At 39.3% G+C, this 17,035-nt stretch carries 13 protein-coding genes; 12 read left to right on the forward strand and 1 reads right to left on the reverse strand.

The window, feature by feature from the left end:
* Nucleotides 1-58 precede the first annotated feature (58 nt).
* Both ACSQ6I_RS17590 and ACSQ6I_RS17595 read left to right on the forward strand, forming a co-directional pair.
* On the forward strand, nucleotides 59-529 hold the full coding sequence (locus ACSQ6I_RS17590) for a hypothetical protein (protein ID WP_438891586.1): 471 nt from the start codon (nucleotides 59-61) through the stop codon (nucleotides 527-529).
* 40 nt (nucleotides 530-569) lie between these two features.
* Nucleotides 570-1,439, forward strand: a complete 870-nt coding sequence (locus tag ACSQ6I_RS17595; protein ID WP_438891587.1) for a polyphosphate kinase 2 family protein — start codon at nucleotides 570-572, stop codon at nucleotides 1,437-1,439.
* Between the two features lie 399 nt (nucleotides 1,440-1,838).
* On the opposite strand, the gene ACSQ6I_RS17600 is transcribed toward ACSQ6I_RS17595, so the two are convergent.
* A complete protein-coding gene (locus ACSQ6I_RS17600) occupies nucleotides 1,839-3,326 on the reverse strand; it encodes an IS1380 family transposase (protein ID WP_438891588.1) in 1,488 nt (495 codons plus the stop codon).
* A 315-nt stretch (nucleotides 3,327-3,641) separates the two neighbouring features.
* Here ACSQ6I_RS17600 and ACSQ6I_RS17605 point away from each other — a divergent pair, with 315 nt between their 5' ends.
* From ACSQ6I_RS17605 to ACSQ6I_RS17650, 10 genes are all read left to right on the forward strand, one after another.
* Nucleotides 3,642-4,268 carry a chemotaxis protein CheB gene (locus ACSQ6I_RS17605; RefSeq protein WP_438891589.1) on the forward strand — a complete coding sequence of 209 codons (627 nt, stop codon included), beginning with the start codon at nucleotides 3,642-3,644 and terminating at the stop codon, nucleotides 4,266-4,268.
* Between the two features lie 75 nt (nucleotides 4,269-4,343).
* Nucleotides 4,344-6,245, forward strand: coding sequence for a CheR family methyltransferase (locus tag ACSQ6I_RS17610; protein WP_438891590.1), 1,902 nt, complete (start codon nucleotides 4,344-4,346; stop codon nucleotides 6,243-6,245).
* Nucleotides 6,246-6,456: 211 nt separating this feature from the next.
* A complete protein-coding gene (locus ACSQ6I_RS17615; protein ID WP_438891591.1) occupies nucleotides 6,457-6,609 on the forward strand; it encodes a hypothetical protein in 153 nt (50 codons plus the stop codon).
* A gap of 189 nt (nucleotides 6,610-6,798) precedes the next feature.
* On the forward strand, nucleotides 6,799-7,020 hold the full coding sequence (locus ACSQ6I_RS17620) for a DUF4327 family protein (RefSeq protein ID WP_438891592.1): 222 nt from the start codon (nucleotides 6,799-6,801) through the stop codon (nucleotides 7,018-7,020).
* A gap of 734 nt (nucleotides 7,021-7,754) precedes the next feature.
* On the forward strand, nucleotides 7,755-9,593 hold the full coding sequence (locus ACSQ6I_RS17625; RefSeq protein WP_438891593.1) for a response regulator: 1,839 nt from the start codon (nucleotides 7,755-7,757) through the stop codon (nucleotides 9,591-9,593).
* A gap of 4 nt (nucleotides 9,594-9,597) precedes the next feature.
* Nucleotides 9,598-11,976, forward strand: a complete 2,379-nt coding sequence (locus tag ACSQ6I_RS17630) for a PAS domain S-box protein (protein ID WP_438891594.1) — start codon at nucleotides 9,598-9,600, stop codon at nucleotides 11,974-11,976.
* A 117-nt stretch (nucleotides 11,977-12,093) separates the two neighbouring features.
* Complete coding sequence (locus ACSQ6I_RS17635) at nucleotides 12,094-12,474, forward strand: response regulator (RefSeq protein WP_438891595.1); 381 nt, start codon at nucleotides 12,094-12,096, stop codon at nucleotides 12,472-12,474.
* Between the two features lie 152 nt (nucleotides 12,475-12,626).
* On the forward strand, nucleotides 12,627-13,001 hold the full coding sequence (locus ACSQ6I_RS17640) for a response regulator (protein ID WP_438891596.1): 375 nt from the start codon (nucleotides 12,627-12,629) through the stop codon (nucleotides 12,999-13,001).
* 1,093 nt (nucleotides 13,002-14,094) lie between these two features.
* Nucleotides 14,095-14,232, forward strand: coding sequence for a hypothetical protein (locus ACSQ6I_RS17645; protein WP_438891597.1), 138 nt, complete (start codon nucleotides 14,095-14,097; stop codon nucleotides 14,230-14,232).
* Nucleotides 14,233-14,403: 171 nt separating this feature from the next.
* Nucleotides 14,404-16,605 carry an NACHT domain-containing protein gene (locus tag ACSQ6I_RS17650; RefSeq protein ID WP_438891598.1) on the forward strand — a complete coding sequence of 734 codons (2,202 nt, stop codon included), beginning with the start codon at nucleotides 14,404-14,406 and terminating at the stop codon, nucleotides 16,603-16,605.
* The last annotated feature ends 430 nt before the right edge of the window (nucleotides 16,606-17,035 follow it).

A 17,035-nucleotide genomic window follows, 5' to 3' on the forward strand; every position in this document is an offset into this window, starting at 1 on the left:
TCTTCTCTATGATTCGCTAGTCTAGTTATATTATCGGTTATTCTGAGGCGTGGTTTGTATGGAGTTTGAAAGCAAAGCTACTACCCCAACTGCGACAAAAGATATTAAATTTGCTCAACTGACTAATACCCGTAAGCCTCTAGAATTGCTACGAGATACTGAGGCTTGGTTACGTCGTCCTACTGTAGCTACACTCAAGCCAATTTTATCGCCAAAACTAAGCCAAAGATTGCAATCTGCTTCGTTTCTAGCAGAAGAGTCACTCCAGGATTTGGCAGAAATTGATATCCAGAAAATTAGCGATTTTGAATTGCACCCTGCTAGAATTCATGTTGGTTTAACTTTTGTTGGGTTTGGGGCGCTGTTAATTTTGGTACTATTACTATACATAAATACTTTACATCCAGAACTAACTACTGTTCAGCAGATCCGAAAATATTGGTATCAATATATTTGGTATGTTAGTTTGGGTGTGGCAGGAATGTTTATTCTTGGTCGGGAAGCAATGCGTTATCCCCGCAAACGCTAGATATAATCTTTACAGCAGTTAGATTAAGGTGCGATCGCAAATGAATCATGATCCTTTTATTGTTTCTCCCAATTCTCAGATTTCTTTAAAAAATGATTATGACCCCAGTTATATAGCTGAGTTTCATGAAAAAAAGGATGCGAAAAAAAAATTAGAGGCAGGTATTAAAGAACTCGCTAATTATCAAAATATTCTCTATGCTCAAAATACTTATGCTTTGCTGATTATTTTTCAAGCAATGGATGCTGCTGGTAAAGATAGCACTATCAAACACGTTATGTCTGGGGTAAATCCTCAAGGTTGTCAGGTTTTTAGTTTTAAAGCACCGAGTGATGAAGACTTAGATCATGATTACCTATGGCGCTCGATGAAGGCTTTACCAGAACGGGGACGAATTGGCATATTCAACCGTTCATATTATGAAGAACTGCTAGTGGTGCGTGTACATCCAGAAATATTGGAAAAACAACAACTGCACTATTTCCCCCAGGAAAATAAAATATGGCAGCAGCGTTTTGAAGAAATTAATAATTTTGAAAAATATTTGGTAAACAATGGCATTATTGTCCTCAAATTTTTTCTAAATGTCTCCAAAAAAGAACAGAAAAAACGCTTTTTAGATCGAATTGAAACACCAGAAAAACATTGGAAATTTTCAGATAGTGATGTGCGAGAACGAGGTTTTTGGGATGATTATATGACTGCTTATGAGCAAGTTTTTAATCACACTAGTACTAAAGCTGCACCTTGGTACATTATTCCTGCTGATCACAAGTGGTTTACGCGTCTAGTTGTGTCGGAGATTATCTGCAAAAAATTACAAGATTTAAATTTACAATATCCTACTATTAGTGAAGAACACAGGGAGAGACTTTTGCAAGCTAAAAAAATGCTGGAAAGCGAAGATTGAAATAATTCGTAATTCGTAATTCGTAATTCGTAATTCGTAATTCGTAATTCGTAATTCGTAATTCGTAATTCGTAATTATCTCTTCTGCTCCCTGACTCCCTGTACGGGCGTTCGCGTAGCGTGCTGGAAGCATCACCCGGATTTCTCACAAGGGAGAAAAGATCATCGACATAAGCAAAATTTAGGAAGGTTTAATTGATACATCTTTGGCTTAGAATTAAACCCAGGGTAAAGCAACGTATAAACCGAAAACACAAAGATATATAAAAGACAATAAATATAACATATACAGAGAAGAAAAAGCTTAAAAAAGAGAAATAGGCATAGTAAAACCAGGGTTGAATCAAGTAAATTCACCCGAATAGCAAGCTAATAACTATAATTTCAATCAGGTGAAAATCAACCAGGACAGGAGGAACGAGATAAATAATTGTAGACCAGAACAAAAATTTCTTTGTAGGGACAAGTGCTACTAATTGAAATTAAAACTTTTCGGCTACTAACAGTGATAATTGCGCCTAGCTTCAATAACTTTGTCCTAATAGTTCCCACCGTAGCATTTTTGAGTTTGGTTGTTGCTAAATATTGCTTTCGTAGAGCATTCATTAAAACATAAGCGATAGCAGAAAACCAAAGACGTAGTTGATTTCCAGCGAATGTATGAGTACTAGTTCTGTCACTTTTGAGTTCTAATTTTTGTTCCTTAAAACAATTTTCCATATTGCCTCGCGGACAATATATTTGAGTATAAAGTTTTCCGGGAGGTACTTTTTTTGTAGACAATGAAGTCACAACAAAACGAGTATTTATTCTTTCACTACTATACTCAACTTTGGCAACAACACGACGATTACGACTCCAGGAGTCTAAAGTTTTATAGTCCAGTGAAGAATACCAAATCGAACTATTAACAACTGCGGCTGCTTGTTTCTTTAAGTCTGATGACGGCGTAAATAAGGTTTCAAAAAACTCGACTGCGGGTTGAAGTTTTTGCGAATATTCTTTAAATGCTCTGTATTTAATTGATTGGGATAGTTGGAGCAGCCGACTATTTTGTGCTAGTCCAAACACGTAATCAACACCTATTTGGGATTCGCACCAACTCATGATATCTTCTCTCGAATATGCACTATCTCCACGCACAAGAATTTTGACATTCACCCAACAGGAACGGATTTTTTCAATTACACGTTGCAATTCTGACAATGCTCCAGATGCTGGATCTACATTAGAAGAACGAAGTTTTGCAGCTAATAAATGCTGTCCACAAAAAATATAAAGGGGCGCATAACAATATCCTCCATAATAAGGATTAAAGAAAGCTTCTTCTTGATTTCCGTGGACTAAATCATCCGTTACATCTAAATCTAAAATTATCTGCTGTGGTGGTTTTGAATAAGATTCTAAAAATATTTCCACCAGCAGTTTTTCTATGGCTTCTCCATCATGTTCAATCCGATGATATCTGCTATTAGCTTTTGAAGAGACATTTTCTGGGCAATGTTCGAGACGATTTAATGTACTTTTTCCGGCAAGGATTGGTAGTTCTTTTCCTGAATCAATTATTTGCCCTAATGCTAGGACAAACATTGGGTCGTGGCGTAGTTCATCATGGTCGTTTAAGTCTTCATAGCCCATTATTAAACCATATATCCTCTGCCCAATGAGACTTTTTACTGAATGGTCTATTCTATTGGCATCTCGGTAATCTTTAAAACATTCAGTTAGGCGTGATGTAATTTTTCGCTTTCGGTCTAGCTCCGCAATTAAACTGACTCCGGCATCTGATGTTACAGTCTCACTGTGAAAATTGACTACGATTGGACGTGACTTTACTTGTTTAACTTTTAACTGTCCTGGTATACAATCTATATTATTTGGGGTCATGCTTTAACTGCTGGAATATTTGTGCAATATAGATTTTGGCAGTTTTTGACCCCTATTTTCTCTTTCTTTGTGAGAAATCCGGGATCAGCATTCGGGCGCTCAATGATCGGTTTTTGTCAAAGACTATTTTCCGAATGCTTCGCCCCTACCACTCCTGATTCCCTTCGACTACGCGGTAGTTGAGCGTTCACGTAGTGTGTCGAAGACAAGTCGAAACTCAGGGCAAGCCTGCCTCATGTTTTTTAAGGATAGATGATAAATGATGTCATATTTGTTTATCCTATTAGTAACGGGTATAGTCATAAATTAAAAATCATGATTTCGCGGTCAGAATTTACCAATAATTATCAAATTCCTGACTTTACTCATGCTGGCTTCGATATTGTGGCTCTGGCAGCTTCTGCGGGTGGTTTAACAGCCATAACTGAAGTTTTATCGGCTTTACCAACTGATTTTAAAGCGGCAATTGTGATAGTCCAACATCTTGATCCTAAATCTCGATCATTAATGGCAGAAATTCTCCGTCGTCATATTGTTCTCGATGTTAAACAGGCAGAGGATGGAGATAAGCTGACTCCAGGGGCAGTTTATGTTGCTCCTCCTAACCATCATTTGTTAGTTAACGGTGATCGTACACTTTCTTTGTCTCAGTCGGAAAAGGTACATTTTCTGCGTCCCTCAGCTGATGTGTTATTTGAATCGGTAGCAGCTAGTTACAAAGATCGGGCGATCGCAGTTATATTAACTGGAAATGGCTCTGATGGTGCAATCGGGGTAAAAGCTATTCACAAAATGGGTGGTATCGTCATCGCTGAAGATGAAAAAACCGCTGAATTTAAGGGGATGCCTTTAGCTGCTATTCAAACTGGTAATGTGGATTTCATCCTCCCAAAGGAAGATATTTCTTCAGCCTTGATAAATTTGGTCATGGCTTCCGGTTAAATTGCTCCTCATTAAAGTTATGATTATCACATCAAAAAAATTAATCTGTAGGAATCCTGATTTCCTGGACAACCTATGAGTTCCACAGACACAAATCCCGACTTTGAAAATCTACTCATTTATTTGAGACAGAACCGGGGGTTTGATTTCACTGGTTATAAACGCTCAACTTTGATGCGTCGGGTAAACAAGCGGATGCAGTCATTGAGCATAGAAAGCTTTGGGGAATACATAGATTATTTACAAGTTTACCCACAAGAATTCAATTATCTATTCAATACTATTTTGATTAATGTTACTGACTTTTTTCGGGATGCTTCCGCTTGGGAATGCCTAGCACAGCAAGTAATACCGGATATTATTAAAAATAAAAAAAGTGGTGAACCGATTCGCATTTGGTGTGCTGGTTGTGCTTCTGGAGAAGAGGCTTATACTCTAGCAATATTGATGTCTGAAGCATTGGGAGCAGAGGATTTTCGTCACCGGGTAAAAATCTATGCCACAGATATAGATGAAGAAGCTCTATATCAGGCTCGTCAAGCTGTGTATTCAGCTAAAAATATCCATGCTATTTCACCAGAACTGCGGGATAAGTATTTTGAGTTATTAGGAAATAATTATCTATTCCGCCAAGACTTGCGCCGTTCTGTGATTTTTGGTCGTCATGATTTACTTCAGGATGCGCCAATTTCTCGGTTAGACTTGTTAGTGTGTCGCAACACCCTGATGTATTTCAATTCCGAGACTCAGGGACGGATTATGGCTCGGTTTCATTTTGCCCTCAATGACAAGGGCTATCTGTTTTTGGGTAAAGCAGAGATGTTGTCAATGTATTCCAATTTGTTTGCACCTATAGACTTAAAAAATCGTATATTTAAGAGAGTATCAACAACCAATGTGCGTGATCGCCTTTTGGTTATGACCCATTCAGTCGAGGATGAATCTAGCCACCGATTATCTCGCTATCTTCGACTGCGAGAGTTAGCATTTGATACAGAACCAAATGCCAAAGTAGTGATTGATATTAATGGCTTATTGGTGATGATGAACGAGCAAGCGCGAACTTTGTTTGGTTTGTCAAGCAAGGATTTAGACCGTCCCTTTCAGGATTTGGAACTTTCCTATCGGCCGATAGAATTGCGATCGCTCATAGAAAGAGCATATAACGAACGCCGTCTCATCATCATTACCAATGTAGAACGTTATTTATCTAACTCAGAAACCCAATACTTGGATGTGCGGATTATACCTCTACAAGACTCTGATCTCAGCTTCCTCGGTGTTACCATCGCCTTTCATGATGTCACCCGTTATATTAAACTCCAAGAAGCTCTGCAACGTTCTCGGCAAGAATTAGAAACCACTAACGAAGAACTCCAGTCTACTAATGAAGAATTAGAAACCACCAACGAAGAACTCCAGTCTACTAATGAAGAGTTAGAAACTACCAACGAAGAACTCCAGTCTACTAATCAAGAACTGGAGACAATGAACGAAGAACTCCAATCTGCAAATGAAGAATTACAGACAATTAATTATGAGTTAAGTCAGCGCACCTTAGAACTCAACCATACAAATGTTTTTTTAATTTCCATCCTTAGAAGTCTACAAACAGGAACTGTAGTAATTAACAAAAGTTTTGACATCGTAATTTGGAATCATTTAGTAGAAGAGATGTGGGGATTACGTAATGACGAAGTAATAAATAAATCTTTCTTCAGTTTGGATATTGGTTTATCAATCGAGCAATTGCGATCGCCTATCTGTGATGCCCTATCTGGTAAAAAAGACTTCCAAGAAATGATTTTAGATGCTACCAATCGCCGAGGTAAACAAATCAAATGTTATCTTGCTCTCACTCCCCTCATCGACAAAGAAATAGAAGGGGTAGTTTTGATGATGGCAGATATCGAAAAAATCAAAAGTATGATTTCAGCCCAAGAAATTGAAGAAAGACGACAGTTGGGTAATGGGTAATTGGTGATTGGTGATTACAATATTTCTTGAGAATTATCTCCTAGGGGTCATCCCAAGGGGAAACTGTTTCATTTATTCTGGCCTGGTGTCTAGTTACAAAAGGAGGTGGAAGGTAACAAAGCAAGCTTTAGAGAACGCCATAAACAGAATGACACTTTTAACCCGTTTTTAGTATATTTTGTGGCTTACTCTTACAGCAGAATTTAGCCCTATGCCTTACACCACGTTACGCTATCGGCTTGTCTTCGACACACTATGGCTAACGCCACGTCAGGACAAGGAGTTAGGAGTAACACTGGCTTGGAATCTGGCTTTAAATTTAGATCCTGCACCGTATGGCTACGCCACGCAAGCTATCGGCTGACGCTCACGGCGAAGCCTCATTTATCTACAATCTGCTTTATTCGCTTTTGAAATTTTGCCATGCCTGCACTAGTAAAAATTAATCTTGTGATTTTTCACAAAATCAACCAATTTTTTGATACGTTTAAAGTAGAGATAAAAAGTATAATTTTATCTCTTAATTCCTTGATTAAAAACGAGAGAAAAAGCTATGGATACCGCTATTAGATATGACATTGAGGTTATCAAGGAAGAAGCACTTCAACTTGCCAAAAAGGGACTTGTTAACCGTCAACAGCCAATTTATACCCTTGGTAAATATATTCCTGATCGTGAATGGGCTTATTTTGAGCAAGAACTAGAAAAAAATGAATATTTGCTCAGAGATAGAATTATTGACCTGCTTGATCATGAGACATGGGAAGAAGATTGAGGCATTACTGAGAATTCATTAGCAATTAGCAACATCCGATATCAATTTTCAATTACAAGATAAACTGTCAGAAAATTTGGGATTTTAAACTTCGTCGTGAGTTTCCACAAGTCTTACAATGAGCTTGCCGAAGGGTCGAACTGCTCAACTACCGCGTTAGTCGAACGATTTTGGATTTTGGATTGACCCCACGGATAAATCTGGGGGCTTAGGAATTTTAGATTTTAGATTGATTCCACTGATAAATCTAGTGGTTTATAACATCAAGGAATCATTGGTCAATAAGGGAACTCCAAAAAATAAATTATTCAATTTCTGGAATCAAAATGACTTTTTCTCCCCCTGCTCCCCTTCGACTACGCGGTAGTTGAGCGTTCACGTAGTGTGTCGAAGACAATTCGAAACTCAGGGTAAACCTGCCCCCTGCCTATGACTTAAGTCACGCTACGTTATCACAACGATGGGATATTTTTTATTTGGAAGTCCCTAAATCAAGCCTCTGAACTAATTCCTGGGCTTTTTAGCTAAAAACAACAGTTAGGGAAAATTTTTGTTACTATTTTAATAGACATTTCCACTCAAGTATAGACGTTGTATGGAGCGCCTATGCAAAAGTTCTGGATAACACATATTTAATTGCTGAAGATGTCTAATAGAAAAAATTAATCAGGTTAGACATTAAAAATTACAAATAATTACAAACTTATTTAACAAATTAATAGATATATACCATCATGAAAATTTTGTTGGTAGAAGATGACCAGCTTACTAGTTCAGTAATTACTAGCAACCTGATTGCTCATCACTATACAGTTAACCTAGCAATAGATGGACAAGCTGGTTTAGAACTAGCAACAACTTATGAATATGATTTAATTCTGTTGGATCTCATGCTTCCCAAGCTTGACGGTATCAGCGTCTGTAAACAACTCCGCTCGCAGGGATATCAAAGTCCTATTCTACTACTGACTGCAAAAGATAGTACAACTGACCGAGTGATGGGGTTAGATGCAGGTGCAGATGATTATGTGGTTAAACCATGTAATATAGATGAATTGATGGCACGAGTTCGCGCTTTGTTACGGAGAGGAAAAGCTATCCCATCATCAGTTATCGTTTGGGAAAATGTGTACTTTGATTCCATTAATAGTGAGGTAACTTGTCAAGATAAACTGCTGCACCTAACTCCTAAAGAGTATTGTTTATTAGAACTTTTTTTACTTAATCCCAAACGGATTTTTAGCCGTAGTGCTATTCTCGAAAAATTATGGGATTTTGCCGATACACCTGGAGAGGAAACAGTTAGTACCCATATTAAATGTTTACGCCAAAAACTTAAAGCGGCTGGGTCATCAGACCCTATTGAAACTGTGCATGGATTAGGTTATAAACTTAGACCTCCATCTCAATTACAAGCATCTGCTACTGCTGTAGTTTTATCTAGTGACATTCAGAAACCAGAAAAATCTTACCAACAAAAGGTAAAATCCAGCACGTATAAAATTTGGGAGAAATTTAAAGGCAAATTTGCAGAACAATTTGCTGTTTTAGAGCAAGTTAGTGACTTATTAGCAATCGGAAAACTCACACCTGCATTAAAACAGCAGGCACAATATCAAGCACATAAATTAGCCGGCTCCTTAGGTATTTTTGGCTTAATCCAAGGCTCTGAAATTGCTAGAGAGTTAGAAAATTTGTTAGAACCGCAAATCAAGATAGAGGAGTTGCAGAGCCAGCAAATTTTTAAATTGGTGAAAATGTTAGCAGCAGAGATACATAAAACACCAGAATTAGAATCAAAATCAGATCAAACTTCTTATTCGCCATTGATCTTAATTGTGGATGATGATCTAATTTTGGCAGAAAGAATTAGAATTGAAGCGATCGCTTGGGGGTTAAGGGTAGAAATCGCTACAGACCTAGATGTAGCCCGAAAAGCTATCACCCAAAATCCCCCTAATATTGTTTTACTCGATCTGAATTTTCCTAGTTCCACAGAAACTGGACTAACATTACTTAAACAACTAAGACAGCAAATTCCGAAAATTCCTGTATTAACCTTCACAGGTAAGGGCAATTTAACCGACAGACTCGAAGTAGCAAATTTAGGCGGGTGTCTTTTTTTACAAAAACCCTTACCAACTTATGAAATTCTCAAAGCAGTAACCGGGATTTTGAATCGCAATCAAGTCAAATCTCGTCATCGTGTGATGGTAGTAGATGATGATTTAACAGCACTCTCACATATATCTAGTTTATTGTCACCTCTAGGACTAGAAGTGATAGTCCTTAATAATTCAAAACATTTTTGGGATGTGCTGACAGATGCCACTCCAGATATATTAGTGCTAGATCAAGAAATGCCAAATTTTAGTGGATTGGATTTGTGTAAAGTGGTCAGAAATGACCCTAAATGGTACAACTTACCCGTCATATTTTGGTCAATACACAATAAAGCTAGTGATCTTGATCAAGCATTTACAGTTGGGGCAGACGATTATATTAGTAAGTCTACAGATATAACAGAACTAACAACGAGAATTATCCGTCGTCTCAAGCGAGTTGAAATTTAAGGGCATGAAAAGTGCTATGAATGCAAGAATTTACCAGCGATTTTCCCCTTATATAGGTGCTATTAGTTCATTAGCGATAGCTATGCTCGCCGTATGCACTGCCCTCTTCATGACCTGGCAACTGAAATCTGTACTCACAAATGCGATCGCTTCGTTTTTTTTTGTGGCGGTTGCGGTTTCTACCTGGTATGGCGGACTCCGATTAGGGTTAAAGACAACCATACTATCGGTATTGACAATTAACTATTTTTTTATTCCCCCAATCTACAGCTTTACTCCTGCAACTTGGAACGATTTTATTTTGTTAGGGTTATTTTTTGCAAATAGTTCAATCATCAGTTTACTCAGTTATGACTTACAAAGAAGTAAAAAGAAACTAGAACAAGTCAACCAGCAACTGCTAGGAGAAAGTAGACAGCGTTACGCCAGTTTAGCCGCAGCAGTTCCCGTTGGCATCTTTCGCACCGATACAGTAGGAAATTGTCTCTATGTGAATGAACAGTGGTGCAAAATAACTGGAATGACCTTTGATCAGGCGCTGGGAACAGGCTGGGTACAAGCTTTGCATCCAAACGATCGCGATCGCATTATTCAAATATGGAGTCAAACCACTCAAAACCAAGAAAAATCTATTGCTGCGGAATTCAGATTTCTCCGTCCTGATGGTGTAGTGACATGGGTATTCACTCAAGCAGTAGTGGAACAAACAAACAATGGAGAAGTAATTAGCTATATTGGCACTGTCACAGATATTAGTGAAAGCAAACAACGAGAAGAACAACTCAGACTACTAGAATCTGTAATTGTTACCAGCAATGATGCCATTCTCATTACCGCAGCCGAACCCATAGATTTACCAGGGCCACAGATTGTTTATGTCAATCCTGCATTTACGCAAATGACAGGATATACCTCAGCAGAAATATTAGGAAAAACACCGCGCATTCTCCAGGGAAAAAAGACCGAACAAGCAGCATTAGATAAAATCAGAGCCAATCTCCAAACTTGGCAACCAGTCCAAGTAGAAATGATCAATTACCGCAAAGACGGCTCTGAGTTTTGGGTCGAATTAAATATCATCCCTGTTAAAGATGAAAGAGGCTGGTTTACTCATTGGATTGCCATTCAACGAGATATTACAGATAGAAAACAAGCAGAAACAACGTTAAAACTGGCAAATGTAAAATTAGAAAGCCGGGTAGCCTTACGCACTATAGAACTCAGTCAGGCAAATGCTCAACTCCAACTAGAACTGAAAGAGCGTCAAAGGGCAGAAGTAGCATTAAGGCAAAGTGAAGCCAAATTTCGTTCTTTAAGTGAATTTTCACCAATGGGCATTTTTATGAACGATGCTCAGGGGCAGTGTATTTATACTAATCCTCGCGCTCAGGAAATTGCTGGATACACCTTTGCCGAAGCCTTGGGATTTGGATGGTTGGAATTTGTTCATCCTCAAGACCGAAAGCAAATTACTCCTCAGTGGATTCAAGCCTTTTCAGAACAGCAAGGAACTGTATATGAAGAACTTCGGTATGTTCATAAAGATGGCACAATTCGCTACGCACGAGTACAAAGTGCGCCTATTTTTGCTGAAAATAATAAATTTATTGCTAATGTTGGCACAATGGAAGACATTACCGCCAGTCGGGCAATTGCTCAAATGAAAAATGAGTTCATTTCTATTGTTAGTCATGAACTTCGTACCCCCCTCACCGCTATTCGTGGTTCATTAGGATTGTTAGCTGCGGGAGTCTACGACAAAAAGCCAGAAAAGGGAAAACGGATGTTACAAATTGCCTCAGAGCAAACAGACCGACTGGTGCGGTTAGTCAATGACATCCTAGATTTGGGACGATTGGAATCGGGAAAAATGACTTTGGTAATGCAAAGTTGTGATGCAGCGACACTAATCCGCAAATCTGTAGATACTATGCAATCTAGTGCGGAACAAAATCAGATTACCCTATCTGTAAATTCTCCATCTATCCAAATTTGGGCAAATCCTGATGCCATTATTCAAACTTTGACTAATTTGTTAAGTAATGCAATTAAATTTTCTCCTCCGCATACGACTATTTGGGTAAATGTTGAATGCTGTGAAGATATTGATAATTGCTCTGGGTCTTCTTCACCTCATTCCCTGGTTAGATTTCAAGTGAAAGATCAAGGCAGAGGAATTCCACTAGACAAAATTGAAGCAATATTTGATCGTTTTCAACAAGTTGATGCTTCTGATTCTCGTGAAAAAGGGGGAACAGGTTTAGGACTAGCTATATGTCGTCGGATTATTCAACAACATGATGGTAATATTTGGGCTGAAAGTACTATGGGTGAAGGCAGTAGTTTTTATTTCACCTTAAAAAGAACAGGGAACAGTGAATAGGGAACAGTGAATAGGGAACAGGGAACAGGGAACAGGCAGCAGGGGGCAGGCAGCAGAAGAGATAATTACGAATTACAAATTACAAATTACAAATTACGAATTACGAATTATGATGTTATGTCCATAAAGTGCATTTTGGTAATTGATGACGAAGAGGTAATTCAGGAAGTGATTCAGGGATGCCTGGAAGATATAGGAGAATGGGAAGTTATTACTGCTGGTTCAGGTAAAGAAGGATTGTTAGTAGCTGAGTCTAAATTACCAGATGGCATACTGTTGGATGTATCTATGCCCGAAATGGATGGTTTAGAGACGCTTCAAAAATTACAACTACATCCTGTGACTCAAAGGATTCCTGTTGTGCTGTTAACCGCTAAGGTTCAACCTGCTGATCAAGCTCGGTTTTCTCAATTAGCCGTTGCTGGGGTTATCCCCAAACCGTTTGATCCCTTGATTTTAGCTGATTTGGTGGCAAATGCTTTTCATTGGGATGTATGAACTTTACCAACTTCAAGTTTTCTTCAATTATTTTTTATAAGCTGGATAAAACAAGTTCCAGGTTATTGAGCAAAATAGAGCCTCTAGATGCAGACTTTGAGATTTTTTAGACTAAATATGTTTGGACTAAAGATGGTATTGAGGTGGCAAAAATGACCACCAGACGCATTTTGGTTGTTGATGATGAAGAATTTATTCAAGAGATAGTCCAGTCCTGTTTTGAGGATATTGCTGGTTGGGATGTGATTACTGCTAGTTCGGGTAAGGAAGGTTTAGTTAAGGCTATGAAAGAACAGCCCGATGCTATTGTTCTGGATATGATGATGCCAGAAATGGACGGTATGACATTTCTACGATATTTGAAAGCAGATCCCAATATCCAATCTATTCCTGTGGTGCTAATTACAGCGAAGGTTGATTTTACCGAACCCCAGCGTTTATTGAGTTTGGGGGTAGCTGGTGCGATCGCTAAACCTTTTGATCCCATATTACTAGTCGATCAAGTTTGTGACTACCTTGGGTGGTAATGAGTAATAGTGCTTACGGCAGGCTATGCCCGCAAGGGCTTTACGTAATTTGTAATTAAGTAGGTGGGCAGAATAAAACCAAACAGTGTAAAGAAAAGTAAACAAGGCTAAAACCCTTTTTCCCCCTGCACCCTGAACCCTTCCCCCTGCCTTATCCCAACGACAATTTTTAACGCCAACCTTGTATCTCCTGCCTCCTGCTTCCTATATTTGTGTCGAAAAGTATCTAATCATTGTTTCTTTGTTACATTGTCGGCATCTTCAAACTTTCTTCAAATTTGCCTACTAAATTAAAGGAAGATTAAACCCAGTTCTTTAAAACAAGTTTAGTCTGCTATAAAAAAACTTTTTTTAGGATGAGGTTTAAAAAAAATTATGTCTAACTGTCTTTGTTGCTCCAACAAGCTACTACGCCACATTCGCAACCATCAAGTAGTTCTATTTTGTCGCCATTGTTGGCAAGAAATGCCCGAAAATAATCCGAATAAAGCATATTCACTATCTATGTCTGTGTCTTCTCACATAGGCATCAAAGAATTCATTTCTACGCATTAAATTTTACTGGGGGCATTTTAAGATTACAGACCGTTAATTTAACAACACATCTCGTTGATCAAGATGGATAAATGTCATATAAATTCTTGTGTAAACGCAACACTTAAATCTTCTCTTCAGGGATTTTATTACATTTATTCATATTTTTAATGTCTGAGTTATGACTAAGTGGTTGAGTTGCTAAACCAACTAATTGATGAGCGGGCTTTTCGTCCTGCACCACAAGAAATTTTTGTACATTTTTTTATTTGGAAGTCCCTTAACTCAAATAGAATTGCCATAGTGTGAAAAAGGCTTGATTGCGATCGCATAATACTCAAAAAGTGAAATACCCTGCCGTAAGACGGACAGGGCTTCCCAATTCATTGGGAATAGCCTTCAGGACTTCGTAGTACTAGACCCGGATTTCTCACCAAAATTCTCAAACCCTTATAAAATCTGGATTCTGGAGTTTCACACTGCATCAAAAATCAACCCCGTAAAAAATGCCTGAAACCGATTCTCTATACGGGTTATACAAATTGCGATTACATTGTTTGTGAGAAATACGGATAGAAAGTCTGACATTTCCTCCAAGGGCAAGAGTCCTGATTCCCAAGACCCAAATCTTTGGCGACACTTACCTATCAGCTTGGTTTTCGCTTACGGCATTGGTGGTCAAGAAATGAATATCTGACCAGAAAACCTGGCTGGGGATTCGTCATTCATCTGAGAGAATGTTTTTTAATAAGTTTTTTCTCCCTGTTTTATGGTTAAGCGATCGCACCAGGCATCCCCGTCGGGAATTCAACAGGCTAAACGCGCGTTTGCTCTGAAGGGGTGGACACAGGAAAATTTGGCAGCGGAAGTGAACGTAAAGACCCGCCAGCCGATTTGGCGATTTTTCACAGGGAAACCCGTTGATCGCCAAATTTTTATGGAAATTTGTGCAATTTTAGATTTAGATTGGCGAGAGATTGCGGATAATGCACCTGCGGAATTTCCTGAACCCGGAAAGCTGGTTGAGACCACCTCTCTGGATATTGATAGTCTGGTGCAACAGGTGCGATCGCAACGCCGGGACACTATTCAAAACCAGTGTGGCATCTTGCAGTTACTAGAAATCAGCCATCCCGTCAGCATTGATGACATTTATGTAGATGTGAATATTTTGGAAGAAATTGCCAGTCAACAGTGGACTGAGATTGCTGACCTGCAAAACTTGAAACCCGCTGAATTTGATCCCGTGGGATTGGAAGTCCCTAATCAGAAGCAAATACCAGGGATACAGGCTGTTAAAACTTACTCGAAGCTCAGAGTGCTTGGTAAACCAGGAGTCGGCAAAACCGTCTTTCTGCAACATTTGGCTATTCAGTGTAATCAGGGTAAGTTTGCCGCCAATCAAGTGCCGATATTCATTGATCTGAGAGATTTTGCCGAAGAGTCCAGGCATAATGGTAAATTCAGCCTCCTAACTTACATTCATCAGACATTTCTCACTTCTGGAATTTCCCACCCGACTGTGATTGAAAGCTTATTGCAAGCAGGTCGAGTCATGCTGCTGCTAGATGGTATGGATGAAGTGCTAAACCAGGACATTACAGCGGTTCTGAGAGAGATTCGCAAGTTCTCGGAAAAATATCACAAAAATCAGTTCGTGGCAACTTGCCGCACCGCTGCCCGAAAACTGCAACTGCGGGGCTTTACGGATGTAGAAATTGCTCCCTTTACCCAGACTCAAATCATCACTTTCGCCCAAAAGTGGTTTGTGACACTTACCAAAACAACTGCTCAATCAGGACAAGATCAGTCTGTTCAGTTTATGCAAAAATTGGACTTGCCAGAAAACAAGCAGTATCGGCAAATGGCGGTAACACCACTGTTTTTGCATCTAGCTTGCTCGATGTTTCATGATCAGGATAAATTTCCGACTCAACGGACAGAATTTTATAAGCAAGGACTGGATTTGCTGCTGGGCAAATGGGATGAATCTAAAGGCATCGACCGGGATGATGTTGATCGAGGGCTTTTATTGCCTCAAAAGTTGAAGCTGCTGAATCAGCTTGCGGCTGTTACCTTTGAACAGGGGCAGTATTTTTTTGAGCAACGGGTTATTGAGCAATATATTGGGGACTATTTACGAAATTTGCCTAACGCAACTATAGAACCAGAGGCACTCCAACTTGAAAGCGAAGCAATGCTGAAAGAAATCGAAGCTCAACATGGGTTACTCACAGAACGAGCGCGAGGAATTTTTTCGTTTTCCTATTTAGCATTTCAAGAATACTTCACGGCGCGAAAAATCGTTGCTAGTCATAATCTGAAGGCATTAGAGCAAGCTTTGGGAGGATTGGTGGGTCATATCAGTGATCCGCACTGGCGCGAAGTTTTCTTGTTAACGGCTGCCATGTTGCGAAGTGCAGATTTCTTAGTGCAGTTAATGAAGCAGCAAATTGATGTCTTAGTTGCTCAAGACCCCTATCTGCAAGAATTTTTGATGTGGGCCAGCCAAAAATCCCAAACAGTGTCGACAAGTCCCAATGTGGCAACATCACGGGGATTTTATCTTGCCCTTGCCCAGTCACCCCAGACAGCGGCTAAGTTAGCGTTAGCCAGCACCCTTGATCAGGGGATGTTTTTAGATGCGGCCTTAGATAGTTTGCTGCTAGAGTCGGCGATTGATCATAGTCAAAACTTTGCCTATGCCCATGCCTGTAGCGAAGCACTCAACAATATTCTGGTGATGGTTCTGGATGCTGGATTTTATAAGTCTCTACAGCAACTCAAAGACCAATTGCCATCTTCCAGTCAAAACCGGGAACGGCTTCAAAACTGGTGGCAGCAAAACTATTCAACCTGGGTGGAACAGTTGAAAGGTGCGATCGCTCAACATCGGCATATTAACCATCCCTGGCAGTTTAGCCCTGAGCAACAGCAAGTGCTGGAAAGCTACTACAATGCCAATCAACTCCTAGTCGATTGCTTGAATAGTAACTGCGAAGTGACAACGGCAGTTCGGCAAGAAATTGAAGCCACTTTGCTACTTCCTCAACAGGAACTGAAAGATTAATATAGCGTTTCTCGCTTGAGTGACCTACAAGAACCCCACCCCCAATCCTCTCCCCGCTGTCTCGTAGAGGGGACTAAGTAGGTTGGCGTTAAAAATTGTCGTTGGGATAAGGCAGGGGGCAGGGAGCAGGGAGCAGGGAGAAAAAGGGTTTTAGCCTTGTTTACTTTTCTTTACACAATTTGGTTTTATTGTGCTTACCTACTTATGACTATCTCATGTGATTAGGAAACGCTATAACAGTTCAAGAGATTTAAAATCCTCCTAATTACTCAACTAAAGTTTCATTTCCAAACTGTTTCTCATAAATTTTGTATCTTATTCAATCAATTCAATCAATTCAATCAGTAAATAAACCAACAGCCTGTGACAATCATGGTAGAAATGCAGTCATTAATTTGACTCAACCAAGCAGTTCTCAAATTTAATCAGG

Source organism: Anabaena sp. WFMT (assembly GCF_051781005.1).
Classification (GTDB): domain Bacteria; phylum Cyanobacteriota; class Cyanobacteriia; order Cyanobacteriales; family Nostocaceae; genus Anabaena.

Bases quoted from the DNA above. Each gene is read 5' to 3' on its own strand.
- ACSQ6I_RS17595 (WP_438891587.1), top strand. From the start codon at position 570: ATGAATCATGATCCTTTTATTGTTTCTCCCAATTCTCAGATTTCTTTA.
- ACSQ6I_RS17605 (WP_438891589.1), top strand. From the start codon at position 3,642: ATGATTTCGCGGTCAGAATTTACCAATAATTATCAAATTCCTGACTTT.
- ACSQ6I_RS17600 (WP_438891588.1), bottom strand. From the start codon at position 3,326: ATGACCCCAAATAATATAGATTGTATACCAGGACAGTTAAAAGTTAAA.
- ACSQ6I_RS17615 (WP_438891591.1), top strand. From the start codon at position 6,457: ATGCCTTACACCACGTTACGCTATCGGCTTGTCTTCGACACACTATGG.
- ACSQ6I_RS17635 (WP_438891595.1), top strand. From the start codon at position 12,094: ATGTCCATAAAGTGCATTTTGGTAATTGATGACGAAGAGGTAATTCAG.
- ACSQ6I_RS17625 (WP_438891593.1), top strand. From the start codon at position 7,755: ATGAAAATTTTGTTGGTAGAAGATGACCAGCTTACTAGTTCAGTAATT.
- ACSQ6I_RS17620 (WP_438891592.1), top strand. From the start codon at position 6,799: ATGGATACCGCTATTAGATATGACATTGAGGTTATCAAGGAAGAAGCA.
- ACSQ6I_RS17610 (WP_438891590.1), top strand. From the start codon at position 4,344: ATGAGTTCCACAGACACAAATCCCGACTTTGAAAATCTACTCATTTAT.
- ACSQ6I_RS17630 (WP_438891594.1), top strand. From the start codon at position 9,598: ATGAAAAGTGCTATGAATGCAAGAATTTACCAGCGATTTTCCCCTTAT.
- ACSQ6I_RS17590 (WP_438891586.1), top strand. From the start codon at position 59: ATGGAGTTTGAAAGCAAAGCTACTACCCCAACTGCGACAAAAGATATT.
- ACSQ6I_RS17640 (WP_438891596.1), top strand. From the start codon at position 12,627: ATGACCACCAGACGCATTTTGGTTGTTGATGATGAAGAATTTATTCAA.